20 protein-coding genes are annotated in these 25,604 nt (G+C 64.7%); 8 read left to right on the top strand and 12 right to left on the bottom strand.

The features are described from left to right. Positions 1 to 13: 13 nt before the first annotated feature. A complete protein-coding gene (gene nadC, locus CDE01S_RS01030; protein WP_066702341.1) occupies positions 14 to 886 on the top strand; it encodes a carboxylating nicotinate-nucleotide diphosphorylase in 873 nt (290 codons plus the stop codon). Further along, entirely contained in the window at positions 886 to 1,992 is a 1,107-nt protein-coding gene (gene nadA / locus CDE01S_RS01035; RefSeq protein WP_066702345.1) for a quinolinate synthase NadA, read from the top strand. The genes nadC and nadA overlap by 1 nt, the downstream gene beginning before the upstream one ends. Before the next feature lie 136 nt (positions 1,993 to 2,128). Here nadA and ald read toward each other — a convergent pair whose 3' ends face one another. From ald to CDE01S_RS01075, 8 genes are all read right to left on the bottom strand, one after another. Further along, positions 2,129 to 3,244, bottom strand: coding sequence for an alanine dehydrogenase (gene ald / locus CDE01S_RS01040; protein ID WP_066702352.1), 1,116 nt, complete (start codon positions 3,242 to 3,244; stop codon positions 2,129 to 2,131). A 57-nt stretch (positions 3,245 to 3,301) separates the two neighbouring features. Further along, entirely contained in the window at positions 3,302 to 4,138 is an 837-nt protein-coding gene (gene panC, locus CDE01S_RS01045; protein ID WP_066702354.1) for a pantoate--beta-alanine ligase, read from the bottom strand. A 114-nt stretch (positions 4,139 to 4,252) separates the two neighbouring features. After that, complete coding sequence (gene panB, locus CDE01S_RS01050; protein WP_066702357.1) at positions 4,253 to 5,140, bottom strand: 3-methyl-2-oxobutanoate hydroxymethyltransferase; 888 nt, start codon at positions 5,138 to 5,140, stop codon at positions 4,253 to 4,255. A gap of 42 nt (positions 5,141 to 5,182) precedes the next feature. Further along, positions 5,183 to 6,193, bottom strand: a complete 1,011-nt coding sequence (gene bioB / locus CDE01S_RS01055; RefSeq protein WP_066702359.1) for a biotin synthase BioB — start codon at positions 6,191 to 6,193, stop codon at positions 5,183 to 5,185. Between the two features lie 34 nt (positions 6,194 to 6,227). Beyond that, a complete protein-coding gene (gene panD, locus CDE01S_RS01060) occupies positions 6,228 to 6,653 on the bottom strand; it encodes an aspartate 1-decarboxylase (protein ID WP_066702362.1) in 426 nt (141 codons plus the stop codon). Between the two features lie 21 nt (positions 6,654 to 6,674). Continuing rightward, positions 6,675 to 8,264: an L-aspartate oxidase gene (nadB, locus tag CDE01S_RS01065; protein WP_439648657.1), complete on the bottom strand. Its 1,590-nt coding sequence runs from the start codon at positions 8,262 to 8,264 to the stop codon at positions 6,675 to 6,677. A gap of 36 nt (positions 8,265 to 8,300) precedes the next feature. Further along, complete coding sequence (locus CDE01S_RS01070; protein ID WP_066702367.1) at positions 8,301 to 9,158, bottom strand: segregation and condensation protein A; 858 nt, start codon at positions 9,156 to 9,158, stop codon at positions 8,301 to 8,303. A gap of 66 nt (positions 9,159 to 9,224) precedes the next feature. Next, entirely contained in the window at positions 9,225 to 9,431 is a 207-nt protein-coding gene (locus tag CDE01S_RS01075) for a DUF3460 family protein (RefSeq protein WP_066702369.1), read from the bottom strand. A gap of 134 nt (positions 9,432 to 9,565) precedes the next feature. Between CDE01S_RS01075 and CDE01S_RS01080 the strand changes: the two genes are divergently transcribed. Continuing rightward, positions 9,566 to 11,254: a SulP family inorganic anion transporter gene (locus CDE01S_RS01080; protein ID WP_066702372.1), complete on the top strand. Its 1,689-nt coding sequence runs from the start codon at positions 9,566 to 9,568 to the stop codon at positions 11,252 to 11,254. On the opposite strand, the gene CDE01S_RS01085 is transcribed toward CDE01S_RS01080, so the two are convergent. Further along, positions 11,245 to 12,036 carry a YoaK family protein gene (locus CDE01S_RS01085; protein ID WP_066702374.1) on the bottom strand — a complete coding sequence of 264 codons (792 nt, stop codon included), beginning with the start codon at positions 12,034 to 12,036 and terminating at the stop codon, positions 11,245 to 11,247. The two genes, CDE01S_RS01080 and CDE01S_RS01085, sit on opposite strands and share 10 nt — an antisense overlap. Before the next feature lie 243 nt (positions 12,037 to 12,279). Here CDE01S_RS01085 and CDE01S_RS01090 point away from each other — a divergent pair, with 243 nt between their 5' ends. Next, positions 12,280 to 13,818 carry a GGDEF domain-containing protein gene (locus CDE01S_RS01090; RefSeq protein WP_169802224.1) on the top strand — a complete coding sequence of 513 codons (1,539 nt, stop codon included), beginning with the start codon at positions 12,280 to 12,282 and terminating at the stop codon, positions 13,816 to 13,818. Between the two features lie 45 nt (positions 13,819 to 13,863). Here the strand turns inward: CDE01S_RS01090 and metG are convergent, their stop codons facing one another. Further along, the gene (metG, locus tag CDE01S_RS01095) at positions 13,864 to 15,942 is read right to left on the bottom strand and encodes a methionine--tRNA ligase (RefSeq protein WP_066702380.1); all 2,079 of its coding nucleotides are present in this window, start codon (positions 15,940 to 15,942) and stop codon (positions 13,864 to 13,866) included. 57 nt (positions 15,943 to 15,999) lie between these two features. Then, positions 16,000 to 17,265, bottom strand: a complete 1,266-nt coding sequence (locus CDE01S_RS01100; protein ID WP_066702382.1) for a patatin-like phospholipase family protein — start codon at positions 17,263 to 17,265, stop codon at positions 16,000 to 16,002. A 157-nt stretch (positions 17,266 to 17,422) separates the two neighbouring features. Here CDE01S_RS01100 and apbC point away from each other — a divergent pair, with 157 nt between their 5' ends. Then, complete coding sequence (apbC, locus tag CDE01S_RS01105) at positions 17,423 to 18,514, top strand: iron-sulfur cluster carrier protein ApbC (protein WP_066702384.1); 1,092 nt, start codon at positions 17,423 to 17,425, stop codon at positions 18,512 to 18,514. Positions 18,515 to 18,541: 27 nt separating this feature from the next. Here the strand turns inward: apbC and CDE01S_RS01110 are convergent, their stop codons facing one another. Beyond that, on the bottom strand, positions 18,542 to 19,636 hold the full coding sequence (locus CDE01S_RS01110; RefSeq protein ID WP_245636068.1) for an ABC transporter substrate-binding protein: 1,095 nt from the start codon (positions 19,634 to 19,636) through the stop codon (positions 18,542 to 18,544). A 216-nt stretch (positions 19,637 to 19,852) separates the two neighbouring features. Between CDE01S_RS01110 and CDE01S_RS01115 the strand changes: the two genes are divergently transcribed. The 3 genes from CDE01S_RS01115 to fdhF all read left to right on the top strand — a co-directional run bounded on the left by CDE01S_RS01115 (position 19,853) and on the right by fdhF (position 25,598). Next, entirely contained in the window at positions 19,853 to 20,797 is a 945-nt protein-coding gene (locus CDE01S_RS01115; protein WP_066702387.1) for a LysR family transcriptional regulator, read from the top strand. Between the two features lie 131 nt (positions 20,798 to 20,928). Then, complete coding sequence (locus CDE01S_RS01120; protein WP_066702390.1) at positions 20,929 to 22,737, top strand: NADH-ubiquinone oxidoreductase-F iron-sulfur binding region domain-containing protein; 1,809 nt, start codon at positions 20,929 to 20,931, stop codon at positions 22,735 to 22,737. Next, a complete protein-coding gene (fdhF, locus tag CDE01S_RS01125; RefSeq protein WP_066702393.1) occupies positions 22,734 to 25,598 on the top strand; it encodes a formate dehydrogenase subunit alpha in 2,865 nt (954 codons plus the stop codon). Before CDE01S_RS01120 ends, fdhF begins: the two co-directional genes overlap by 4 nt. Positions 25,599 to 25,604: the final 6 nt, after the last annotated feature.

Genomic DNA, 25,604 nt, shown 5'->3' on the forward strand with positions numbered 1-25,604 from the left:
TGGATCCTGTTGTATGAATCCCGTTCTTGACTATTCCGAGTCCATGCTGCGTGAGTTGGCGCAGGCTGATGTGACCCGCGCCTTGCAGGAAGATGTGGGCCAGGGCGACCTGACCGCCGGCCTGATTGATCCCACGCGCCAGGCGCGTGCCCGCGTGCTGGCACGTGAATCCGCCGTGATCTGCGGCGTACCCTGGGTCGAGGCCACACTGCGGGAGATGGTTCCCGAGGCCAAACTCACCTGGCATGTGCGCGACGGCCAGCGCTGCGCACCGGATCAGGTAGTGCTGGAAATCGCTGGCCCGGCCCGTGGTCTGCTCACGGCCGAACGCACCTTGCTCAACTTTTTGCAACTGCTCAGCGCCGTTGCTACCTACACGGCCACCTATGTGCAGGCCGTGCAAAGCGTGCCTGGCAACCGGGCGCAGATTGTTGACACGCGCAAGACACTGCCAGGGCTGCGCCTGGCGCAGAAGTACGCCGTGTGCACCGGTGGCGGCACCAACCACCGCATCGGTCTGTATGACGCGGTGCTGATCAAGGAAAACCACATTGCCGCGGCCGGCGGCGTGACCGCCGTATTGCAGCGTGCCGCAGCGGTGGCGCCCAGTGCCAAGTTCGTCGAGATCGAGGTCGAGACTTTGGCGCAGCTGGAGGAAGCCCTGGTTGCCGGCGCCACCATGGTGTTGCTCGACAACATGAGCCTGGATACGTTGCGCGAGGCTGTGCGTCTCAACGCCGGTCGCGCGATTCTGGAGGTGTCGGGGGGCGTGAATTTGAGCACGGTGCGCGACATTGCCGCCACCGGAGTGGACCGCATCTCCATTGGCGCCCTGACCAAGGACGTCAAGGCGATTGATTTTTCCATGCGCTTCGAGGAATTGTGATGACTGCCCCTGCCAAGGTGATCGATGTCGAATACGAGCAACCGGCCTGTGCCACGCGCCACGCCTGGGCGCGTGTGCCGGTGGAGCCGGCGCCGGCCGAGCGCGCCGCGCTGAAAGACAAGATCCGTCGCCTGCTGAAAGAGAAAAACGCTGTCATGGTGTCGCACTACTATGTGCACCCCGACCTGCAGGACCTGGCCGAGGAAACCGGCGGCATCGTCAGCGACTCCCTCGAGATGGCACGTTTCGGCCGCGACCATGCCGCGCAGACGCTGGTGGTGTCGGGCGTGCGCTTCATGGGCGAGACGGCCAAGATCCTGTCGCCGGAAAAACGTATCCTCATGCCCGATCTGGATGCCACCTGCTCGCTCGATCTCGGCTGTCCGATCGACGAGTTCTCGGCCTTCTGCGACGCGCACCCTGACCGTACCGTGGTGGTCTATGCCAACACCAGCGCCGCCGTGAAGGCGCGTTCCGACTGGCTGGTGACTTCCAGCTGCGCGCTCGACATCGTGCGCGCACTCAAGGAGAAGGGGCAGAAAATCCTGTGGGCGCCCGACAAGCACCTGGGCGGTTACATCCAGCGTGAGACCGGCGCCGACATGGTGATGTGGAACGGCTCGTGCATCGTGCATGACGAATTCAAGGCCTTCGAGCTGGAAGAGCTGATGAAGGAGCATCCGAAGGCCAAGGTGCTGGTGCATCCGGAGTCGCCGGCCGAAGTCATCGCGTTGGCCGATGCCGTGGGTTCCACCTCCGGCATCCTCAAGGCGGCGCACGACATGGATGCGCCCGAGTTCATCGTCGCCACCGACAAGGGCATGATGCACAAGCTGCGCACGCTCAACCCGGGCAAGACCTTCATCGAAGCACCCACTGCCGGCAACAGCGCCACCTGCAAGAGCTGTGCGCACTGCCCCTGGATGGCCATGAACAGTCTGGCCGGCGTGGCGCAGGTACTGGAGAGCGGCGGCAATGAAATTCATGTCGATCCGGCGCTGATCCCACGTGCCCGTGTGCCGATCGACCGCATGCTGGCGTTCACCGCCGCCCTCAAGGCCGGCCAGCCGACCGGTGGGCTGGTGCCGAACATCGGGGCGGCGTAGCGCTGGCACACCCCCAGGCTGCGCGCACTGCGTGTCGCTTCGCCACCCCCCTTGCAGGGGGCGATGCCAGTGGCCCGGCGGAGCCGGTCCACGGCATCTCCCGGTTGAAGCCACTGCCCGCGATGCGGGCTTCGTTTTAATCGAGCAACTGCTCTGCCGGTACGTACGCGTAACCGAGTTGCTGCGCCACCGCTTCGTGCGTGACATGACCCTGGGCGATGTTCAGGCCGTGGCGCAGGTGCGGGTCCTCACGCATGGCCTGTTGCCAGCCTTTGCCGGCCAGCGCCAGTGCGTGCGGCAGGGTGGCGTTGTTGAGGGCGAAGGTGGAGGTGCGGGCCACATTGCCCGGCATGTTGGCCACGCAGTAGTGCACCACGCCATCCACCACAAAGGTCGGATCGGCATGTGTGGTGGGATGCGAGGTCTCGAAGCAGCCGCCTTGGTCAATGGCCACGTCCACCATGACGGCGCCCTGCTTCATGCGCGAAACCAGTGCGCGCGAGACCAGCTTCGGCGCTGTGGCGCCAGTGACCAGTGCGCTGCCGATGACGAGCTCGGCGTCCAGCACGGACTGCTCGATGTTGTGTGCGCTGGCCAGCAGGGTGTGGATGCGGTTGCCGTAGAGCGCGTCGAGCGTGCGCAGCTTCTCCATGCTGCGGTTGAGTACGGTGACGCGAGCCCCCATGCCCACGGCCATCTGGACCGCGTTGGCGCCGACCGTGCCGGCACCCAGGATCACCACGTGCGCGGCCGGCACACCGGGCACGCCGCCCAGCAGCACGCCCATGCCGCCACGTGACTTCTCCAGATGCGTGGCGCCTGCCTGCACCGCCATGCGCCCGGCCACTTCGCTCATGGGCGCCAGCAGCGGCAGCGTGCGGTTGGGGCCGGTAATGGTTTCGTAGGCAATGCACACCGCGCCGGACTTCACCAGCGCTGCCGTGAGTGCGGCATCAGGTGCCAGGTGCAAGTAGGTGTAGAGGATCTGGCCCGGGCGCAGCATGGTCAATTCCTGCGCTTGCGGTTCCTTGACCTTGATGATCATCTCGGCCTGTGCAAACACGCTGGCGGCATCCGGGACCAGCGTGGCACCGGCAGCGCGGTAGTCCTCGTCGCTCAGCCCGATGGCGGCGCCGGCACCGCTTTGCACCCGTACCGAGTGGCCGTGCGCGCACAGCTCACGTACGCTGGCCGGTGTCAGGCCAACGCGGTACTCGTGGTTCTTGATTTCCTGGGGGACGCCGATCTGCATAGGGGTGCTCCTTGCGCGGGAATCGGCGTCAAGGTTACCCCAAATGGCGACAGAGATTCAGGCCTCGAGATTGTCGATCAGCCGCGTCGTTCCCAGGCGGGCTGCACCCAGCACCACCAGCGAGTCCGGACCGAAGTCGTCTGCTTGCGGTGGCTGCAGGTCGTGGCGACGGCGCACGGTCAGGTAGTCAGGCTGCCAGCCGCGGGCAGTCAGGGCCTGCACGGCTTGTGCCTCGATCCTGCCAATGTCGCGCTCACCCTGCTGCAGCGCGGCGATCATGCCCTTGAGCGTCAGCGAGAGCTGCACCGCCTCGGCACGCTCGGCAGCGCTCAGGTAGCCATTGCGCGACGACAGGGCCAGACCGTCCGCGGCGCGCAAGGTGGCGCCGGTGTGGATGTCAATCGGCAGCGCCAGCTGTGCCACCATGCGGCGGATCACCATCTGTTGCTGGTAGTCCTTGGCGCCGAAGACGGCAGCAGCGGGCTGTACGATGTTGAAGAGCTTGAGCACCACCGTACAGACACCAGTGAAAAAACCAGGGCGGAAGTGGCCTTCCAGAATGTCGGCCAACTCGGTCGGCGGTTGCAACTTGTAGCCCTGCGGCTCGGGGTAGAGCTCCTGTTCGCTCGGCGCGAAGACGACGTCGCAGCCGGCAGCCTGCAGCTTGGCGCAGTCCGCCTCCAGCGTGCGCGGGTAGGTGCCGAAGTCCTCGTGCGGCAGGAACTGCAGCCGGTTGACGAAGATACTCGCCACCGTCACATCGCCCAGCGGCTTGGCCTGCTTCACCAGCGCCAAGTGGCCCTCGTGCAGATTACCCATGGTGGGCACGAGCGCCGGACGTTCGTATTTCGCCAGTTCCGCGCGGAGTTCAGCAATGGTGTGGATCAGCTTCATGAGAGAGAGTGAAAGTATCAGATCGCGGGGCGCCGCGGAACCGGCTCCGCCGGGCCACTGGCGTCATCCCCCTGTGGGGGATGACGCCGCAGGCGGCTCAGGGGGGAATCTTATCTACCAAGCGTGTTGGGCATTCACCGGAAAGCGGCTTTCCTTGACGGCCTTGACATAGGCCTCCATGGCGCCGCGCACGCTGCCGGCGTCGGCCATGAAGTTGTGCACGAACTTCGGCATTTTGCCCAGGTTCATGCCCAGCATGTCGTGCAGCACCAACACCTGGCCGGCGCAGTCCACGCCGGCGCCGATGCCGATGGTGGCGCAGTGCGGCAGCGCTCGGGTGAGCTCGGCCGACAAGGCCGCTGGCACCATTTCCAGCACCAGCAGGGTGGCACCGGCATCCTGCAATTCGAGCGCATGGCGTTTGAGCGTGGCGGCGGATTCCTCGGTCTTGCCCTGCACGCGGTAGCCGCCCAGGGCATGCACGGTCTGTGGCGTCAGGCCGAGGTGGGCGCAGACCGGAATGCCGCGTTCGACCAGGAAGCGCACCGTGTCGGCGGTCCAGCCGCCGCCTTCGAGCTTGACCATGTGGGCGCCGGCCTGCATCAGCACGGCGGCGCTGCGCAGGGCCTGTTCCTTCGACTCATGGTAGCTGCCGTAAGGCAGGTCACCGATGATCCAGGCCGTGCCCTGCACGCGGCGCACGCCGCGTGTCACGCTTTCCACGTGGTAGCGCATGGTCTCCAGTGTCACGCCAACGGTGCTGGAGAGGCCTTGGCACACCATGCCCAGTGAGTCGCCGACCAGGATGGTCTCCACCCCGGCGGCATCGGCCACGGCGGCGAAGGTGGCGTCGTAGGCAGTGAGCATGGTGATCTTCTCGCCGCGCGCATGCATTTCCAGCAGACGCGGCAGGCTGATCGGTTTGCGCGTGGCCGGCGCGGAGGCCGGCGGCAACGTGCCATAAGGAGAAGCGCTGTTTTGCGGGGCTGAGGTCGAGGTCACGGCGAGCTCCAGAAGTTTGCGCGAGTGTATTCGGCTGGCTGCTCAGGCTTCAGGCGTGCCGCGTTGCATGCCCAGCCGGTTGAGCAGGTCGATGTCGGCATCCGTGTCGGGGTTGCCAGTGGTCAGCAGCTTGTCGCCATAGAAGATGGAGTTCGCGCCCGCCAGGAAACACAGGGCCTGCACTGCATCGCCCATCTGCTGGCGGCCGGCCGACAGGCGAACGCGCGCCTTCGGCATGGTGATGCGGGCCACGGCGATGGTGCGCACGAACTCGAAGGGATCGAGCGGCGCCTGGTCGGCCAATGGCGTGCCTTCGACGCGCACCAGGTTGTTGATTGGCACCGACTCCGGATAGGGGTCGAGGTTGGCCAGTTCGGCGATCAGGCCGGCACGCTGGCGGTGGCTTTCGCCCATGCCGACGATGCCGCCGCTGCACACCTTGACGCCGGCGCCGCGCACGCGCGCCAGCGTGTCCAGGCGGTCCTGGTAGACACGGGTGCTGATGATGTCGCCATAAAAGTCGGGCGAGGTGTCGAGGTTGTGGTTGTAGTAGTCCAGGCCGGCGTCGCGCAGCTGTTCGGCATGGCCTTCCTTGAGCATGCCGAGGGTGGCACAGGTCTCCAGCCCCAATCCCTTGACGGCGCTGACCAGTTCGGCCACCTTCTCGATGTCACGGTCTTTCGGTTCGCGCCAGGCGGCGCCCATGCAAAAGCGTGTGGCGCCGGCGTCCTTGGCGCGGTTGGCAGCGAACAGCACTTCTTCCAGCTCCATCAGCTTGGAGGCCTTCACGCCGGTGTCGAACGAGGCCGATTGCGGGCAATAGCCGCAATCCTCCGAGCAGCCGCCGGTCTTGACCGACAGCAGGGTGGCGAACTCGACCTGCGTCGGGTCGAAGTGTTCGCGGTGCACTGTCTGCGCACGGAACAGCAGTTCGGGGAACGGCAGCTTGAACAGTGCCTCGATGGCTTCGACGCTCCAGCGCTCGGCCTTCGGCGTGGCCGCATGGGCGTGCGGGCGGTGCAAGGTGACGGTTTTTTCCTGGACGGTACTCATATGAAATGTCCTGTGGTCAATTGGGTCAGGGGATTCAGGCGCTGTCGCCGCCGTGGTGTTCCCCATGTGCCGGCACATGGGAGGCTTCCTGCACCGGGATATGGCTGCGCTGTTCCTTGATGCGGTTGTTGTCGTCGACAAAGACCAGCTTGGGCTCAAAACCCTTGCATTGGGCTTCCGGCACCTGGGCGAAGGCGGCAATGATGATCAGGTCGCCCACAGCGGCACGGCGCGCGGCCGAGCCGTTGACCGAGATGATGCCGGTGCCGCGCTCGCCGCGGATGGCGTAGGTGACAAAGCGCTCGCCGTTGTTGATGTTCCAGATGTGAACCTGTTCGTTCTCCATCATGTTGGCGGCATCGAGCAGATCTTCGTCGATGGCGCACGAACCTTCGTAGTGCAGTTCGCAGTCGGTGACGGTGGCGCGGTGGATCTTGGACTTGAGCAGGGTACGTTGCATGGTCGGCTCCTTGCGGGAGTTTCAGTGGGTTGTCGGGGTCAGCAGGGTGGGCTTGGCCACCGCATCGGTTTGAGGGTAATCGCGGCTGAAATGCAGGCCACGGCTTTCATGCCGGCCCTGCGCGCTGCGCACGATGAGGTCGGCCACCTGCACCAGGTTGCGCAGCTCCAGCAGGTCGCGCGTCACGTGGAACTGGGCGTAGAACTCCTGGATTTCATCCTGCAGCAGTGCAATGCGGTGGGCCGCGCGTTCCAGGCGCTTGTTGGTGCGCACAATGCCGACGTAATCCCACATGAAACGGCGCAGTTCGTCCCAGTTGTGCGAAATGACGACCTCCTCGTCGGCGTCGGTCACACGGCTGTCGTCCCAGGCCGGCAGTGGCGGGCAAGGCGGCGCGCTTTCCTGTGCAATGGCCTGGGTGGCGGCACGCGCGAACACCATGCATTCCACCAGTGAGTTGCTGGCCAGCCGGTTGGCACCATGCAGGCCGGTGCAGGAGGTTTCGCCAATCGCATAGAGGCCGGGCAGGTCGCTGCGGCCAGTCAGGTCGGTAACGACGCCGCCGCAGGTGTAATGCGCGGCCGGCACCACGGGGATGGGCTGCTTGGCGATGTCGATGCCGAGCTCCAGGCAGCGCGCATAGATGTTGGGGAAGTGCTCCAGCAGGAAGGCCTTGGGCTGGTGCGAGATGTCCAGGTAGACGCAGTCCAGGCCATGCTTCTTCATTTCGAAGTCGATGGCACGCGCCACCACGTCACGCGGCGCCAGTTCGGCGCGCGGGTCGTGCTGCAGCATGAAGCGCGTGCCCCCCGCCGATTCAGGCAGGATCAGCCGCCCGCCTTCGCCGCGCACCGCTTCGCTGATGAGGAAGGACTTGGCGTGCGGGTGGTACAGGCAGGTCGGGTGGAACTGGATGAACTCCATGTTGCCGACCCGGCAACCGGCGCGCCAGGCCGCGGCAATGCCGTCGCCGGTGGCGGTGTCGGGGTTGGTGGTGTAGAGGTAGACCTTGCCGGCGCCGCCGGTGGCCAGGATGGTGTGCGGTGCGTGGAAGGTGAGCACCTGGTCGGAGATCTCGTCCAGCGCATACAGGCCGTAGCAACGCTGGTCGGGCAGGCCGAGCTTGTGGCCGGTGATCAGGTCCACCAGCATGTGGTGCTCGAACAGCGTGATGTTGGGCGTGGCGCGCACGCGCGCCATCAGCGTGTCCTGCACCGCTGCGCCGGTGGCATCGGTCACGTGCACCACGCGCCGTTCGCTGTGGCCGCCTTCGCGTGTCAGGTGCAGATGCCCCTCTTCCTGCGAGAACGGTACGCCGAGCTGCTGCAGCCAGCGGATGTTTTCCGGCGCATGCTCGACCACGAAGCGCGTTGCGGCCAGGTCACACAGACCGGCGCCCGCCACCAGGGTGTCCTGCACATGGGCTTCGAGCGTGTCGCCTTCGCCCATGACGGCGGCAATGCCGCCCTGGGCCCAGCGGCTGGAGCCGTCGTTGAGCTCGCGCTTGGTCAGGATCGCCACGCGATGGGTGGGGGCCAGATGCAGTGCTGCGCTCAGGCCTGCCAGGCCGCTGCCGACGATGAGGACGTCGAAATGATGGGAAGTGGTCACGGACAGGGTCTCAGAACAGGGGTCAGGCAGGCCGGCTCAGACGGGAGAGTACGCCAGCCGGACATAGATCGGGGCAAAGGCCTCGGCCTGGGTGATTTCAATCAGGCATTCCTTGGCCAGCTCCAGCAGGGCGATGAAGGTCACCACCAGCACCGGTGTGCCCTGTTCGGGGGCGAACAGGTGCTCGAACTCGACGAATTTCTGGCCTTGCAGCTGGCGCAGCACGATGCTCATGTGTTCGCGCACCGAGAGTTCCTCACGCGTGATCTTGTGGTGCTGCACCAGCTTGGCACGCTTGAGGATGTCGGCCCAGGCTTCCTGCAGCTCGACGACGTGCACGTCTGGAAAACGCGGCTGCAGGGCCTGTTCGATGTAGACCTGCGCCTTGAGGAAGTCGCGTCCATATTGCGGCAGATTGCCCAGTTGCACGGCAGCCAGTTTGATCTGCTCGTATTCCAGCAGGCGGCGTACCAGCTCGGCGCGCGGATCCTCGGCTTCTTCGCCCTCGGCCGTCTTCTTGGGCGGCAGCAGCATGCGCGACTTGATCTCGATCAGCATGGCCGCCATCAGCAGGTACTCGGCGGCCAGCTCCAGATTGCGGTTGCGGATGTCGTCGACATAGACCAGGTACTGGCGCGTGACCGCTGCCATCGGGATGTCGAGGATGTTGAAGTTCTGCTTGCGGATCAGGTAGAGCAGCAGGTCAAGGGGACCTTCGAAGGCCTCCAGGAACACCTCCAGCGCTTCCGGCGGGATGTACAGATCCTGCGGCATCGCAAACAGCGGCTCGCCATAGAGCCGCGCCACGGCCACGTGGTCGACGACTTCCGGCATGTCCGGGCTGAGCGTTGCCTCGGCGGTTTCCAGGCCGCTGGTGTCGTGTGGGGTGTTCATGGATTTGCTATCAAATCTATAGCTTCCGGCGCCCTTTTATCAAGGTCGGAGGCATGATTTGAGTGTTTATTTGCCTTCGGTCTGGTAGACGTAGGGCTTTTGCGCCACACGGGCTTGCGCATAGCCGGCCCAGGCGTCGCGGTCGACCGACTTGTCCCACAGCAGATCACGGCCCTGGCGTTGCTGGGCTTCGAGCTGCGGCTGACGGGCCTTGAGTTGCTCAATGAACTGGGTGGCGTCGGATTGGTAATCGGGGCGGCGGAAAATATGCATGGGCAGACCTCTTGAGGGGCCTGTACGGGACAGGCATCAGCCATTTTACCGGTGCCGGCCACCCCGGGTCCGGTCCGTGCGGAATGGGTGGATACTGGGTGCCTGGCATCTGCGCAGGAGGGGAGGGCGTTTCGATGATCACGATTCTGGAAGCCAAGCGGGCCGGCCTGTTCGGCAAAGGCAAGCTGATTCCCAACATCATCGCCGGCGTGATCGTCGGCGTCGTTGCCCTGCCGCTGGCGATGGCCTTTGCCATTGCCTCCGGGGCCAAGCCGGAGCAGGGGCTGTACACGGCCATCATCGGCGGCTTCATGGTGTCGGTGCTGGGTGGCAGCCGGGTGCAGATTGCCGGACCGACGGGCGCCTTCATCGCCATCCTCTCCGGGGTGACGGCCAAGTACGGCATTGCGGGTCTGCAGCTGGCCACCCTGATGGCCGGCCTGATGCTGGCCGCCATGGGGCTGGCCAAGATGGGGGCGGTGATCAAGTTCATTCCGGCCCCGGTGGTGGTGGGGTTCACGACCGGCATTGCCGTCATCATCTTTGTCGGCCAATGGAAGGACTTCCTCGGTCTGCCGGCCGTTGGTGGTGAGCATTTCCACGAGAAGCTGCTGCAGCTGATCGAGGCCTTGCCGCAACTCCATCCGACCACCACGGCGCTGGCGGTGTTGAGCCTGCTGCTGGTGCTGTTCTCCTCCCGGATCCGGGGCCTGGGCCGTGTGCCGGGGCCGCTGACGGCGATGGTGGTCGTGACCGCTTTGCAGGCCAGCTTCCAGTTCGAAGGCGTGGCGACCATTGGCAGCGCGTTTGGCGGCATTCCGCAAGGCCTGCCGGCGTTCACCATGCCGACCTTCACCCTGACGCAGATCGTGCAGCTCATGGGCCCGGCGTTCACGATTGCCATGCTGGGGGCGATCGAGTCCTTGCTGTCGGCGACGGTGGCCGACGGCATGGCCGGCACCAAACACGACCCCAACCAGGAGCTGGTGGGCCAGGGTTTGGCCAATATCGCCACGCCCTTGTTCGGCGGGTTTGCCGCCACCGGGGCCATTGCACGCACGGCCACCAACATCCGCAATGGCGGCACCAGCCCGCTGGCGGGTGTCACGCACACGTTGACCCTGGTGGCGGTATTGCTGTTTCTTGCGCCGCTGGCCTCCAACATCCCGCTGGCCAGCCTGGCGGCCATCCTGTTCGTGGTGGCCTACAACATGAGTGAACTCAAGCATTTCTTCCACATCGTGGCGCGTGCGCCGCGGGCGGATGTGGCCATCCTGCTGGTGACCTTTGCCCTCACGGTGCTGGTGGACCTGGTCGCGGCGGTCAGCATCGGTGTGATCCTGGCTTTCATGCAGTTCTTGCGCCGCATGGCGGATACGGTGGACGTGCAAGCCCTGGATGCCGAGGATTTGAAGCATGACCTGAAGGATCTGGGGCTGACCCGCTTGCCGCGCGATGTGCTGGTCTATGAAATCGATGGCCCTTTCTTTTTCGGGGCGGTCGAGAATTTCGAGAGCGCCCTCAAACAGACGCATTCAGACCCGCGGGTCCTGATCGTGCGTTTGCACCGTGTCCCCTTCATTGATTCGACCGGCCTGCAGGCGATGGACGTCGTGGTCCAGACGCTGCAAAAACGCGGTGTTCGCGTCATGCTGTGCGAGGCCAACGAACGGGTGCGGGCCAAACTCTGGAAATACGGTGTGCTGGACCGTTTGTTGGCGGGAGACTACGCCGAGCGGCTGTCGGAGCCACTGGCCAAGGCCGTCAAGCCAGCGGCCACGCAAACCATGGCCGGCGGTGCAGAGCAGCCCGCTCAGCCCTGAGTCTTGGGCGGCTCAGGCGCGATCATGCCGCTGCGAAGGTCGTGCGAGATCGGGCCCCAGACCAGCAGGACCAGCAGCAAGGCCAGCGGCACGCTGGTGATGTAGCCCCAGAACTTGAAGCCGAAGGCGCCTGCCAGGCCGCCCAGCAGGAAAGCCGCTGTCAGCGACAGGTGGATTCTCAGCTTGCGGCGGTTGGCCACGACCTTGATCGGCGACTCGGAGCGGTGGAAATACAGCAGCTTGCCAAGCTCAATGCCGATATCGGTGATCAGGCCGGTGACGTGGGTGGTGCGGATCTCGGCATTCGAGATCTTGGTGATGACGGCGTTCTGCAGACCCATGATGAAGCACAGGATCAGCACGGTCAGCGGCGCAAAAAAATCAGCGAACAGGTTGATGGCGGCACCGAACATGCCGAACACCAGCAGCAGCCCGGCCTCGACCACCAGCGGGCGGGCAAAGGCACTGCGCAAACGCCGGCGCATGCTCCAGTTCACCATCCAGGCCGTTGTCATGGCGCCGCCCAGAAAAGCTGCAATGGCGGACAGGCTGGCCATGATCAGTCCGAATTGACCCAGCACGAGGTTGTCGGCGATCGAGGACAGCAGCCCGGTCATGTGCGACGTGTATTGGCCCACGGCCAGGAAGCCGCCGGCATTGGTGGCCCCGGCGATGAAGCACAGAGAAATACCCAGCCGGAGGTTGGCCGCCGTCGAGCGGTGGATGTCGGTCCACCAATGCAGGTGCGAAAGCGGATGCGTCGGCGGTTTGGATCCGGACATGGGTTGGGGTGTGGGCCTGCAGTGCAGAAGCCGCCGGTGAGGGCGAAAAACGGAAAGTTTACTCCGCAGGGCCGCATCCCCCAAATGGGGGATATCCCCAGAACGGGTGCCAAGCTTACATTAATGTGTTCACATGCTGTCACATGCCATCGGAGACAAAAGGCACCATCAGCCGGCCACAGGCTGAGGCGCCTTGCAGGGTGTTGGGATTCCGCGAATGTCGCCGTCATCGGGAAATCGTCCGTGAAATACCTCCGCGCTGCCTCTGGGTGGCTTCTTGTTTTTGGGCTGGTGCTGCTGGCCCAGCTGGCTCAGGTCGTCTTTGCCCTGCAAGCCGATCGACCTGCCATGGCGTCGCTTGCTCTCGGGCTAGTCGGGCTTGTTCTGGTGTTGGCGCTGGGTTTCGTCCTCTGGCGTCGGACATCGAGGCTGGAAGCTGAGCACCAACGGGCGCAGGCTGCCTATGCCTGCCTGCGCGAAGCCATTGATGAAATGCCGGCAGCGATCGAGCTGTACGACGCGCAGGACCGGCTGGTCATCTGCAACCAGCGCATGGAGCAGTTGTACCCGGACAGTGCCCGTACCGCAGGCGTCGGTTTGCGCTATGAAGAACTGCTGCGCCGGGCCCAGCAGCAAGGCATGCTGATTGATGCGCCGGTGGGCCAGGAAGAAGAATGGATCGCACTGCGCCTGGCGGGCCGGGGCCGCAGCAACGCACCCCAGTTGCGCCGTCTGCCTGGTGGCGGCTGGGCCCATCTTTATGAGGCGCGCACGACATCCGGCTGCATTGTGGCCGTGCGGGTGGACGTGACCGAATCGGTACACCAGCGCCAGGTGCTGAGTGCCGCGCGGGCCGAAGCGCATTCGGCGCATGTGCGTTTGCGGGAAGCCATTGATGCCATGCCGGCCGGCGTGGCGATCTATGACGAAGCCGACCGGCTGGTGATGTACAACCGCGAGGCAGTGGACATGCCGCCCTATGGCGTGGGCGGGGAGTTGATCGGCCAAACCTACGAAGCCTTGCTGCGCCGCAGCCTGGCCCAAGGCGACATCGCCGAGGCGTTGGGGCGCGAGGACGAGTGGCTGCGCCAGCGGCTGGCCGCGCGCGGCCTGCTCAAGGTGCCGGTGCTGCGCCGCTCCAAAGATGGCCGCTGGATGCACTACTACGAGACCCGCGCGCCCTCGGGCAACCTGATCATGGTGCGGCTGGATGTGACGGACCTGGTGGAGAAGAGCCTGGAGCTGGAGCGTGCCAACGAGCTGCTGTCGCGCCTGTCCACCACCGACAGCCTGACCGGACTGGCTAACCGGCGCCAGTTCGACCAGAGCCTGCAGACCGAATGGCTACGCAGCGCGCGCAACCAGCAGCCGATCTCGCTGCTGATGATCGACGTCGACTTCTTCAAGCGCTACAACGACCACTACGGCCACCTGACCGGAGATGCCTGCCTGCGCCAGATCGCCGGCATCCTGTTCGACTGCGCCCAGCGCTCGGGCGAGGTGGTGGCCCGCTACGGCGGCGAGGAGTTCGCCATGCTCTTGCCGGGTGCCGACGTTGAAGCGGCGAGGGTGGTGGCCCAGCGTTGCATGGACGAATTGAGCAAGGCCGCCATCCCGCACGCCAACTCGCCGGTGGCGCCCTGGCTCACCATCAGCATCGGGGTGGCCACTGCGGTGGCCGATCAGAACCTGTTGCCGGAGAGTCTGGTGGCATGCGCCGATGCAGCGCTGTACCGCACCAAGGGCTCGGGCCGGGCCCGCTTTGAGGTGGTTTCGACCTGATGTCCAGGCCGGCGCACCGGCCTGGATCGGCTTGAAGGCGCTGGTTTAACGCACCCGCATGCCCGGCTGGGCGCCGGGCCAAGGGTTGAGCACATAGATACCGGGCTGAACCTTTTCGTCACCGTGGCTGGCCGCCAGCACCATGCCTTCCGAAACGCCGAATTTCATCTTGCGCGGTGCCAGGTTGGCCACCATCACGGTGAGCTTGCCCACCAGATCTTCCGGCTGGTAGGCGCTGGCAATGCCGCTGAAAACATTGCGCGTCTTGCCTTCACCCACGTCCAGTGTCAGGCGCAACAGCTTGGTCGAGCCTTCGACCGCTTCGCAGTTGACGATCTGGGCGATGCGCAGGTCGATCTTGGCGAAGTCGTCGATGCCGATGGTCGGGGCCAGTTCCTCGCCGCCGGGTGCTACTGATTCTGTAGCGGTTGGCGCAGATCCCACGGGGGCTGGAGGCTCAAACAATGCCTCAAGCTGCTTGACATCAACGCGCTGCATCAGGTGCTGGTAGGCACCGATGGTGTGGCCGGCGCCCAGGGCCTTGGCCGCGTCAGACCATTGCAGCGGGCCGACTTGCAGGAAGGCTTCGACCTGCGCTGCCAGCGCCGGCAGCACCGGCTTCAGATAGATGGTCAGCAGGCGGAAGGCTTCGATGCAGACGGTGCAGACATCGTGCAGGTGGCTGTCCATGCCTTCCTGCTTGGCCAGCTCCCAGGGTTTGTTCTGGTCTACGTACTCGTTGACACGGTCGGCCAGCAGCATGATCTCGCGCAGGGCCTTGCCGTACTCGCGTTCGGCCAGCAGTTCGGCCAAGTTGACGGAGGCGTCGCGCAGGTGTTCCAGCAGGGCATCGCCGTCACCCGAGATGTCGCCCAGCTTGCCGCCGAAGCGCTTGGCCAAGAAACCGGCGGCGCGCGAGGCGATGTTGACGTACTTGCCGACCAGGTCGCTGTTGACGCGGGCCATGAAGTCGTCGGCGTTGAAGTCGATGTCCTCGTTGCGGCCGCTGAGTTTGGCCGCCAGGTAGTAGCGCAGCCACTCGGGATTCATGCCCAGGCCCAGGTACTTCAGCGGGTCCAGGCCGGTGCCGCGGCTCTTGCTCATCTTCTCGCCGTTGTTCACGGTCAGGAAGCCGTGCACGAAGATCTTGTCCGGTGTCTTGCGGCCGCTGAACTTCAGCATGGCGGGCCAGAACAGCGTGTGGAAGGTCACGATGTCCTTGCCGATGAAGTGGTACTGCTCCAGCTGCGGGTCGGTCATGTAGGCGTCAAAGTCCTGGCCGCGTTGGTCCAGCAGGTTCTTCAGCGAGGCGAGGTAGCCGACCGGGGCGTCCAGCCAGACATAGAAGTACTTGCCGGGTGCATCGGGAATCTCGATGCCGAAGTAGGGCGCATCGCGCGAGATGTCCCAGTCGCCCAGGCCTTCGCTGGTGCTGCCGTCCGGGTTGGTGCGCACGGTGAACCATTCCTTCACCTTGTTGGCCACTTCGGGCTGCAGGCGGCCGTCCTGCGTCCATTCCTCGAGGAAGGCCACGCAACGCGGGTCGGACAGCTTGAAGAAGAAGTGCTCGGAGCTCTTGAGCACCGGCTTGGCGCCCGACAGGGTGGAGTAGGGGTTGCGCAGGTCGGTGGGCGCGTAGACGGCGCCGCACGACTCGCAGTTGTCGCCGTACTGGTCTTTCGTGCCGCACTTCGGGCACTCGCCCTTGATGAAGCGGTCCGGCAGGAACATGGCCTTCTCGGGATCGAAGAACTGCTCGATCACCTTGCTGGAGATCAGGCCGGCGGCCTTCAGGTCGAGGTAGATCGCCTTGGCGAGCTGGTGGTTTTCCGGGCTGTCGGTCGAACTCCAGTTGTCGAACGCGATGTGGAAACCGTCCAGGTAGGGCTTGCGGCCAGCGGCAATGTCGGCCACGAACTGCTGCGGCGTCTTGCCGGCTTTCTCGGCTGCAATCATGATGGGCGCGCCGTGGGTGTCGTCGGCGCCGACGAAGTTCACCTCATGACCGAGCATGCGTTGCAAGCGCACCCAGATATCGGCCTGGATGTACTCCATGATGTGGCCGATATGGAAGTTGCCGTTGGCGTAGGGCAGGGCGGTGGTGACGAAGAGCTTGCGTGACATGGGGTTCTTCCGAAAGGGAACCCATGATTTTAGTCGGCCCCGGCCGAAAGGCGCGGTTCACAGGCGCAAGGGGTCGCGGCGGCGTTCGATCCGGCCCGGTGCGGCCTCAGGCCCGGTGGCCGGGGCGGGCCAGCCGAAAAACTGCCGGATGGCCTCCTGCTGCTGCAGCGCATCGGCATAACCCAGCTTCATGAGCTCGCGCGTGTAGACCGATTCGAACAGCAGGTAGCTGGCCAGCGCGCCGCCCTTGACGTCGGCGGCACTCGACGACACGCCGATGCCGCCGAGCAGGGTGCGCACCGCCGCGGGCAGGGCATCGATGTGCCGGGCCGCCAGTTGGTCCAGCCGCTCGGAGGGCGAGATCACCAGCAGCTCGATCGGACGCAACGCACTGGCCTGCCGCGCTTCGGGCGGCACCAGCGAAATGGTCTGGTTGATACGCCGCATGCGCTCGATGTCCACCGACAGGGCGTCGAGGAAGATGCTGGACATGGCATGGCCGGCGATCTGCGCCAGCGAGGGGTAGCTGTGCTGGGTGCCGGGCTCCGGCGCGTTGCGCGGCTCGTGCATGCGGCCGGCACCGACCACCAGGATGCGCTCGGCACCGAGGTGAATGGCCGGTGCCACCGGTGCGGTCTGGCGCATCGAGCCGTCGCCAAAGAATTCGGTGCGGCCGTGGATGTCCAGCGGCATGGCCGGGAACATGAAGGGAATCGCCGACGAGGCCAGCAGGTGCTCGTGGGTGATGCGGTGGCGTACCGACAGACGCTGGGAACGCACCCAGGGTTGCAACTGCTCGGCGCCTTCGAAGAACGTGACATGGTGGCCCGAGCTGTAGCTGGAGGCGGTGACGGCCAGCGCGTGCAGGTGGCCTTGCGCCACCAAGCCGGGCAGGCGTTCCAGCGGCACCATGGTACGCAGCAGGGTTTCCAGCGGCGAGTTGTCCAGCAGCGAACGCGGCTTGAGGCGGCGCCATTTGGCCACCAGCCAGCCGAGTGACAGCAGGCTCAGCCATTTGGCGCCGCTGCGCATCACGCTCAGCACGTCGGACTGGTAAACCTGATGCGCCTCGAAGTCCTGCCAGACGCCCACGATGCGCCGCACTGCCAGGTCGAAGTCATCGGCACCGCAGGCCAGGGCGGCGGCATTGATGGCGCCGGCCGAGGTGCCGGTGATGATGGCAAAGGGGTTGTGCTCCTGGTGGACGCCGCTGGCCAGCCGCAGGTCGGCCAGTGCTTCCAGCACACCGACCTGGTAGGCGGCGCGCGCACCGCCGCCGGTCAGCAGCAGGCCGGTGGTGGGTGGTCGGGTCGAGACATCCATGCGTCGATTATGGGTGGGTTGCACAGGGCGCCCATGCGCCGAAAAGCACCGTGTTTACCCTGTTCTGCCGGGTTGGGTGCTGGTTTCTACCAATTTGCCCGGTTCGGCAAGGTTAAGACGGGCTTCGCTAGACTACGCAACTCTTCAGGAGTATTTGATGACGGTGACAGAACAAGCGCTGATGGACGCCCTCAAGGCGGTGGTCGACCCCAATACCGGGCGGGACTTCGTTTCTTCGAAAGCGATCAAGAACCTCAGCATCCAGGACGGTGATGTCTCGTTCGATGTCGAACTGGGTTATCCGGCCAAGAGCCAGGTGGCAGGTTTCCGCAAGGCGCTGATTGCCGCCGCCAAGGGGGTGGCCGGGGTGGGGAATGTGTCGGTCAATGTCACCACCCACATCGTGGCGCACGCGGTGCAGCGCGGCGTGCAGCTGTTGCCCAAGGTGAAAAACATCGTGGCCGTGGCGTCCGGCAAGGGCGGCGTGGGCAAAAGCACCACGGCCGTCAACCTGGCGTTGGCCCTGGCCGCGGAAGGCGCCAGCGTCGGCATCCTGGATGCCGATATCTATGGCCCGAGCCAGCCCATGATGATGGGCATCGACGCCCGTCCCGAGAGCGAGGACGGTCAGACCATGGAGCCGCTGGAGAACTACGGCGTGCAGGTCATGTCGATCGGTTTCCTGGTCGGCCAGGACGAGGCCATGATTTGGCGCGGCCCCATGGCCACTCAGGCGCTGGAGCAATTGCTGCGCCAGACCAACTGGAAGGACCTCGATTACCTGATCGTCGACATGCCGCCCGGCACCGGCGACATCCAGCTCACGCTGTCCCAGCGTGTGCCCATGACCGGTGCGGTCATTGTGACCACGCCGCAGGACATTGCGCTGATCGACGCCAAGAAGGGCATCAAGATGTTCGAGAAGGTGGGCGTGCCCATTCTCGGCCTGGTCGAGAACATGGCGGTGCACGTGTGCAGCAACTGCGGCCACATCGAACATATCTTCGGTGTCGACGGCGGCAAGAAGATGGCGGCCGAGTACGGCATGCACTACCTGGGCGCCTTGCCCCTGAACATGCAGATCCGCCTGCAGGCCGACAGCGGCAAGCCCACCGTGGTGGCCGACCCCGACGGTGAAGTGGCCGGCATCTACAAGACGCTGGCGCGCCAAGTGGCGGTGGCGATTGCCGCCAAGAACAAGGACTTCTCCAGCAAGTTCCCCAGCATCAAGATCTCGAAAGAGACCTGAACCCCGCCCCCCCTCGGCGGGCGGGACTCAGTAGCGTAGCTGGCCCGTGTTGTCCACGATCGCCAGCTCGACATAGGACGAGCCGTTGTGGGAGCTGGGCGAGTATCTCGCCGCAAAGCGGCCGAAGCTGATCTCGCCCGCATCCTCCATGGCCTTGGTGAACGATGTCGTGCTCAGGTTGCGCCCCGCACGGCGCAGCCCCTCGACGAGCAGCTTGGCGTGGACGAAACCCTCAAGCTGGAAGGCCGATGGGACCGCCGACGGATTCTTTTCGCGCAGGGCTCGGTGGTATTCGGCTACCACCGGGATGGTGGTGTTGCGCAGAGGAGGCATGATCTGCGCCAGCACGATGCCGCGTGCCTGCTCCTTCAGGTCGCGCCGGATGAGGTCCACGTTGGCGATCGAGAATCCATAGAAGACTGGGCGCAGGCTGGTCTGCCATGTCGCCTTGATGAAGTTCGTCATCGTGTCACCCGCGACACCTAGCAGCACGGCTTGGGGTTGGGCGCTCTCGGTGGCTGCAGCGGCACCGGCGTAGTCTGGTGCCTTGGGGTCGAGCTTCAGTTCGGCGGTGAAACTGATTTTGGCGGTCGCGGCGGCCTGTTGCAATTCAGTCAGCAAAGTTTTGCCCAGGCCGTCATCCTGATACAGCACAGCAACGCGGCTGATGCCCGTGTTCTGCAGTTGCGACACGATGCGGCGTGCCTCGTCAGCATAACTTGCCCGAACGTGGAAAAGGTAGGGGTTGACCTTGTTGCGAAAGGCCGTGGCCCCTGTGACGGGCCCGAAGATGATCGTGCGGCTTTCTTCGGCCAGGGGCAGGATGGCCCCGGTCTGGGCCGTGCCCGTGTTGTTGTAGATCATGAAAACACCCTGTTCATTGATCAGTTTGCGGGTGTTTTCGACGGCGCGCTTCACGTCGAAGCCGTCGTCCAGGGTGGTGTAGACGATCTTGCGCCCATGCACACCGCCGGCCGCATTCACCGCGTCGAAGTAGAGGCGTGAGCCTTCGCCGAACTCCAGGGTCTGAGGGCCCAGTGGTCCGCTCAGGACGACCGAGGCACCTAGCCGTATTTCGGTGGGCGTTACACCGCGGTCTCCTGCCATCGCGAGGCTTGCCACAGTGAATCCCAAGGTCAAGGCAAGTGAGCGCAACATCTTCATCGTCTGATATTCTGGTTGTGCGGGGTGCGCGCTTGGCATGGCAGAAGCGCTGAACCCCGGTGGTCTTCAAACTAGTTATTAGATATAAACATCTCGAGCGCATGACTCAGTGTTTCCCCTAGTGTTGCTGGTCTGTGGCTTGAACGGTCGACAGTCTGGCAAGATGGTGATCCCATGAACCTGCTCGTTTCCATGCGCTACCTCGTCGCCCTCGACGAGCACAAGCATTTCGCCCGCGCGGCCCAGGCCTGCTTCGTCACGCAGCCGGCGCTCTCCAATGCGTTGCGGGCGCTGGAGGAGGAATTCGGTGCGGCCATCGTCAAGCGCGGCCGCACCTTTGTCGGTTTCACCGACGAGGGGCAGCGCCTGCTGGCCAGTGCCCGGCGCATGCTGCACGAAGAGCAGCTGCTCAAGCAGGACATGAGCAGTGTCAGCGGCCAGCCGCAGGGGCGCCTGGGCATCGGCGTGGTGCCTTCGGCGGAGCCGATCGCCGCCCGCTTCGCCGCCATGTTGCATGCCAAGTACCCGGGCATCACACCGGTGGTGCGTTCCATGAGTTCGCAGGACATCGAAACCGGCCTGGAGGAGCTCACGCTCGACATGGGGCTGGGTTTCATCGAGCGTGTGCGGCCCGGCGCCACGTCGCTGCGCACGCAGGCACAGTACACCGAACACTATTTTCTGGTGCGCAAGGCGGTCAACCCAGGCAGGCAGGGCATCCAGTTCGGTGGTCCGATGACGTGGCAGGAGGCGGCCGCCCTGCCGCTGTGCCTGATGACGTCTGAAATGCACAACCGCCACATCGTCGATGCTGCCTTTGCCAAGGCAGGTGTAGCGGTGCGCCCGGTGTTGGAAACCAATTCCCTGCTGACCCTGGCCCTGAGTGCCTTAAGCGGCGCGGTGTGCAGCGTCATGCCGGGGGCACTGGTGGGCGCGGTGCGCGCCTATGGCGATCTGGAGGTACGCCCGTTGACCGGCCCTGAAGTGCACACGCCGATCGGCTTCATGGTGTTGGCGTCCGAGCGCATGTCGCGTACGCTGGATGCAGCCCTGACCCTGGCGCAGGATGCGGCTTGGCTGCGCCATGCAGCAGTCCACAGCGGCCTGTTGCACGCCTGACCCATTTGGTTACGGTCAATTTATTGCGCTGCATCATTTACTTTTTGAATCTCTGCATGTCTTGATTCAATTTGACCCATCGGTGGCAGAGGCTGACACTGCGCCCATCGGTATGAATTGAGGGACATAAGATGAACCATCCAGGCCGCAAAGGCGAGGTGCAGGCGGTGGCAGTTGCCACGGTCGATGATCTGCGCGAGCGCATCCGGCGCAAGAGCAAGCTCAAGGGGCGTCAGCCTGATGCCCAGTCCCTGGCCGAGGTGGTGGCCCTGATTGGTGAACGGCCGGAGGGTGGTCACCGACGCGACCTGCTGATCGAGCACCTGCACCAGCTCAACGATGCCTACCGCTGCCTGCACGACCGTCATCTGGTGGCGCTGGCCAAGGAAATGAACCTTCCGATGGCCGAAGTCTACGAGGTCGCGACCTTCTATCACCACTTTGAAGTCGTGAAGGGCGATGAGCAGGCCCCCGGCCTGACGGTGCGCGTCTGCGACGGCCTGAGCTGTGAGCTCGGTGGTGCTAAGAGCCTGATGAGCAAGCTGCAGGCCACACTCACGGGCAACGGTGTGCGTGTGGTGGCAGCACCCTGCGTCGGCCGTTGCGAGCAGGCGCCGGTGGCAGTGGTGCATCAGAACCCGGTGCTGCGCGCCACACCCGAGACCGTGGCCACGGCGGTCAAGGCTGAGGCCACGACGCACCCGAAGTCCTCCGGCAAAGCCAGTTTCGAGCCGGCCGCGCATGCGCTCAAGGCAGTTTCGCCGCTGCAGCAGCAGGTCTCACCCGATTTCGTCGGCTACGCGGCCTACCAGGCGCAGGGTGGTTACGCGCTGGCTGCCGCCGTCAGCAGCGGCCAGCAAGACACGGAGAGCCTCATCAAGGCGATGGAAGACTCCGGTCTGCGCGGTCTGGGTGGCGCCGGTTTCCCGGCCGGTCGCAAATGGCGCATCGTGCGCGAACAGCCGGCACCGCGCGTGATGGCAGTCAACATCGACGAGGGCGAGCCGGGTACCTTCAAGGACCGCACCTACCTGGAGCGCGACCCGCACCGCTTCCTGGAAGGCCTGCTGATTGCCGCCAAGGTGGTTGGCATCGACGCCTGCTACATCTACCTGCGTGACGAATACCATGGCGCCCGTGCCCTGCTCGAAGCCGAGCTGGCTGCGTTGCAGGCCAACCCGCCGTGCCCGCTGCCGAAGATCGAATTGCGCCGCGGCGCCGGCGCCTACATCTGCGGCGAAGAGTCCGCCATGATCGAGAGCATCGAGGGCAAGCGCGGTGAGCCGCGGATGCGGCCACCCTACATCGCCCAGGTGGGCCTGTTTGGCCGGCCGACGCTGGAACACAACTTCGAGACGCTGTACTGGGTGCGCGACATCGTGCAAAAGGGCCCGCAGTGGTTCAGCAGCTTCGGTGCCAACGGCCGCAAGGGGCTGCGCAGTTTCAGTGTCAGCGGCCGCGTCAGGCAACCAGGCGTCAAGTTGGCACCGGCGGGCATCACCATCCGTGAGCTTATCGACCAGTACTGCGGTGGTATGCCTGAGGGCCATGAGCTCTACGCCTACCTGCCGGGCGGGGCTTCAGGGGGCATCCTGCCGGCCAGCATGGACAACATCCCGCTGGACTTCGACACCCTGCAACCCTATGGCTGTTTCATCGGTTCGGCGGCGGTCATCGTGTTGAGCCAGCACGACACCGCGCGCGAAGCCGCGCTGAACATGATGCGCTTCTTCGCGCACGAGAGCTGCGGGCAGTGCACGCCCTGCCGTGTCGGCACCGCCAAGGCGGCCCAGCTGATGGAAGCCCCCCAGTGGGACAACGCCACGCTCGAAGACCTGTGCCAGGTCATGGGCGATGCGTCCATCTGCGGCCTGGGCCAGGCCGCGCCGAACCCGATCCGCTGTGTCCAGAAATACTTTCCTCAGGAGTTGGCCCAATGAATGCACCCGCCAAACTCAACGAAGTCATGCCGCAAACCATCGAGTTCACGCTCGATGGGCAAAAGGTAAGTGCCTACAGTGGTGAAACCATCCTGAGCGTCGCCAAGCGCGTCGGCCTCGAGATCCCGCACCTCTGCTACAAGGAAGGCATGCGGCCGGACGGCAACTGCCGCGCCTGTGTGGTCGAGATCAAGGGTGAGCGCACGCTGGCCCCCAGTTGCTGTCGCAGTGCCACCGCCGGCATGGAGGTGCAGGCCACCAGCGAGCGCGCCGTCAAGAGCCAGAAGATGGTGTTGGAGATGCTGCTGTCCGACATGCCGGACCAGGGCTACAAATGGGATGAGCAGAACGAGTCGCTGCAGCATGGTGAGCTGTCACAGTGGGCCGATCACATGCGGGTCAAGGTGCGGCCGGAACTCAAGGCCCTGCGGCGTGAGCAGCCCGCTGCCGATGTGTCGCACCCGGCCATGGCTGTGAATCTGGATGCCTGCATCCAGTGCAACCGCTGTGTGCGCGCCTGCCGCGAAGAGCAGGTGAACGACGTGATCGGCTACGCGATGCGCGGCAGCCACAGCGAGATCGTGTTCGACCTGAACGATCCGATGGGAGACAGCACCTGTGTGGCTTGTGGCGAATGTGTGCAGGCCTGCCCGACCGGTGCGCTGATGCCGAAGACGCGCGTCGGCTCCCAGGTGGTGGACAAAAAAGTCGATTCCGTTTGTCCTTTCTGCGGTGTCGGCTGCCTGCTGACCTACAACGTCAAGGACAACAAGATCGTCAGTGTGGATGGCCGCGATGGTCCGGCCAATCACAGCCGCTTGTGCGTCAAGGGCCGCTTCGGTTTCGATTACGCGCACAACGATCAGCGCCTCACGGTGCCGCTGATCCGCAAGGCAGGAATTCCCAAAGACCCTGAAGTGCTGGAACAACTGAATCGGGATACCGCCAACTGGTCGGCCGTGTTCCGTGAAGCCACTTGGGACGAGGCATTGGCATTGGCGGCCGGCAAGCTGAAGGGCTTGCGCGACACCCATGGCAAGAAGGCGCTGGCCGGCTTCGGCTCGGCCAAGGGCAGCAATGAGGAGGCCTATCTGTTCCAGAAACTGGTTCGCACCGGTTTCGGCTCCAACAACGTGGACCACTGCACGCGCCTGTGCCATGCCTCCAGCGTGGCGGCGCTGCTCGAAGGCGTGGGCTCGGGGGCGGTGAGCAACCAGGTCAACGACGTCGAGCATGCCGATCTCATCCTGGTGATCGGCTCCAACCCGACCGCCAACCACCCGGTGGCGGCCACCTGGATGAAGAACGCCGCCAAGCGCGGCGCCAAGATCGTGCTGGCCGATCCGCGTGTCACCGACATTGGCAAGCATGCCTGGCGCACCATGCAGTTCAAGCCCGACACTGACGTGGCCATGCTCAATGCCATGATCTACACGGTGATCGAGGAGGGGCTGGTGGATCAGGCCTTTGTGCGCAGCCGCGCCAACAACTTCGAGGCCTTGAAATCCAACGTCAAAGGCTACAGCCCCGAAGCCATGGAGCCGATCTGCGGCGTGCCGGCACAGACGCTGCGCGAGGTGACACGCGAATTCGCCAAGGCGAAGGGCGCCATGATCCTGTGGGGCATGGGGGTAAGCCAGCACATCCACGGCACCGACAACGTGCGTTGCCTGATCGCACTGTGCACGGTGACCGGTCAGATCGGCAAACCCGGCTCCGGCCTGCACCCCTTGCGGGGCCAGAACAATGTGCAGGGGGCCAGCGATGCCGGTCTCATTCCCATGATGTACCCCAACTACCAGCGCGTCACCAACAAGGAGGCACACCAGTGGTTCGAGGATTTCTGGGGCATGAAGCTCGACGACCAGCCTGGCTACACCGTGGTGGAGATCATGCACAAGGCGCTGGCCGACGACAGCGACCCGCACAAGGTACGCGGCATGTACATCATGGGCGAGAACCCGGCCATGAGTGACCCCGACCTGAACCATGCGCGCCATGCGCTGGCGTCGCTGGAACATCTGGTGGTGCAGGACATCTTCATGACCGAAACCGCCTGGCTGGCCGATGTGGTGCTGCCGGCCACGGCCTGGCCGGAAAAAACCGGTACCGTGAGCAACACCGACCGCATGGTGCAGCTCGGCCAGCAGGCAATCAACCCGCCTGGCCAGGCCAAGCCGGATCTGTGGATCATCCAGCAGATCGCCCAACGCATGGGCCTGTCCTGGAACTATGCCGGTGAACACGAAGGCGTGGCGGCGGTGTACGAGGAAATGCGCCAGGCCATGCACGCGGCCATCTCCGGCATCACCTGGGAGCGTTTGCAGCGAGAGTCGAGCGTGACCTACCCCTGCCTGAGTGCCGACGATCCGGGCCAGCCGACGGTCTTCATTGACAACTTCCCGACACCGGACGGGCGTGTGACGCTGGTGCCGGCCGACATCATCCCGGCAGCCGAACGGCCCGATGCGCAGTACCCCTTCGTGCTCATCACCGGCCGTCAGCTGGAGCACTGGCATACCGGCAGCATGACGCGCCGCTCGGAAGTGCTTGACGCCATCGAACCCATGGCGACCGCCTCCATGTGCGGCAGCGACATGGCCGACCTGGGCCTGCAGCCGGGTGATGTGATCACTGTGGCCTCGCGCCGCGGTGCCGTGGCCATCCATGTGCGGCGCGATGACGGCACGCCGCATGGCGCAGTCTTCATCCCCTTCGCCTATTACGAGGCGGCGGCCAACCTGATGACCAACGCAGCGCTCGACCCCTTCGGCAAGATCCCGGAGTTCAAGTATTGCGCGGTGGCCATCCGCCGTGGCGGCAAGCCGGCTGCGGTGGCGGGTTACGGCAAGGTCGACTGAGCGCGT

This window comes from Curvibacter delicatus NBRC 14919, from assembly GCF_001592265.1.
Taxonomy (GTDB): domain Bacteria; phylum Pseudomonadota; class Gammaproteobacteria; order Burkholderiales; family Burkholderiaceae_C; genus Hylemonella; species Hylemonella delicata.

Coding starts and splice junctions, on each gene's coding strand:
- nadC (WP_066702341.1), top strand. CDS start 14: ATGAATCCCGTTCTTGACTATTCCGAGTCCATGCTGCGTGAGTTGGCG.
- nadA (WP_066702345.1), top strand. CDS start 886: ATGACTGCCCCTGCCAAGGTGATCGATGTCGAATACGAGCAACCGGCC.
- ald (WP_066702352.1), bottom strand. CDS start 3,244: ATGCAGATCGGCGTCCCCCAGGAAATCAAGAACCACGAGTACCGCGTT.
- panC (WP_066702354.1), bottom strand. CDS start 4,138: ATGAAGCTGATCCACACCATTGCTGAACTCCGCGCGGAACTGGCGAAA.
- bioB (WP_066702359.1), bottom strand. CDS start 6,193: ATGAGTACCGTCCAGGAAAAAACCGTCACCTTGCACCGCCCGCACGCC.
- panD (WP_066702362.1), bottom strand. CDS start 6,653: ATGCAACGTACCCTGCTCAAGTCCAAGATCCACCGCGCCACCGTCACC.
- CDE01S_RS01070 (WP_066702367.1), bottom strand. CDS start 9,158: ATGAACACCCCACACGACACCAGCGGCCTGGAAACCGCCGAGGCAACG.
- CDE01S_RS01075 (WP_066702369.1), bottom strand. CDS start 9,431: ATGCATATTTTCCGCCGCCCCGATTACCAATCCGACGCCACCCAGTTC.
- CDE01S_RS01080 (WP_066702372.1), top strand. CDS start 9,566: ATGATCACGATTCTGGAAGCCAAGCGGGCCGGCCTGTTCGGCAAAGGC.
- CDE01S_RS01085 (WP_066702374.1), bottom strand. CDS start 12,036: ATGTCCGGATCCAAACCGCCGACGCATCCGCTTTCGCACCTGCATTGG.
- metG (WP_066702380.1), bottom strand. CDS start 15,942: ATGTCACGCAAGCTCTTCGTCACCACCGCCCTGCCCTACGCCAACGGC.
- CDE01S_RS01100 (WP_066702382.1), bottom strand. CDS start 17,265: ATGGATGTCTCGACCCGACCACCCACCACCGGCCTGCTGCTGACCGGC.
- apbC (WP_066702384.1), top strand. CDS start 17,423: ATGACGGTGACAGAACAAGCGCTGATGGACGCCCTCAAGGCGGTGGTC.
- CDE01S_RS01115 (WP_066702387.1), top strand. CDS start 19,853: ATGAACCTGCTCGTTTCCATGCGCTACCTCGTCGCCCTCGACGAGCAC.
- CDE01S_RS01120 (WP_066702390.1), top strand. CDS start 20,929: ATGAACCATCCAGGCCGCAAAGGCGAGGTGCAGGCGGTGGCAGTTGCC.
- fdhF (WP_066702393.1), top strand. CDS start 22,734: ATGAATGCACCCGCCAAACTCAACGAAGTCATGCCGCAAACCATCGAG.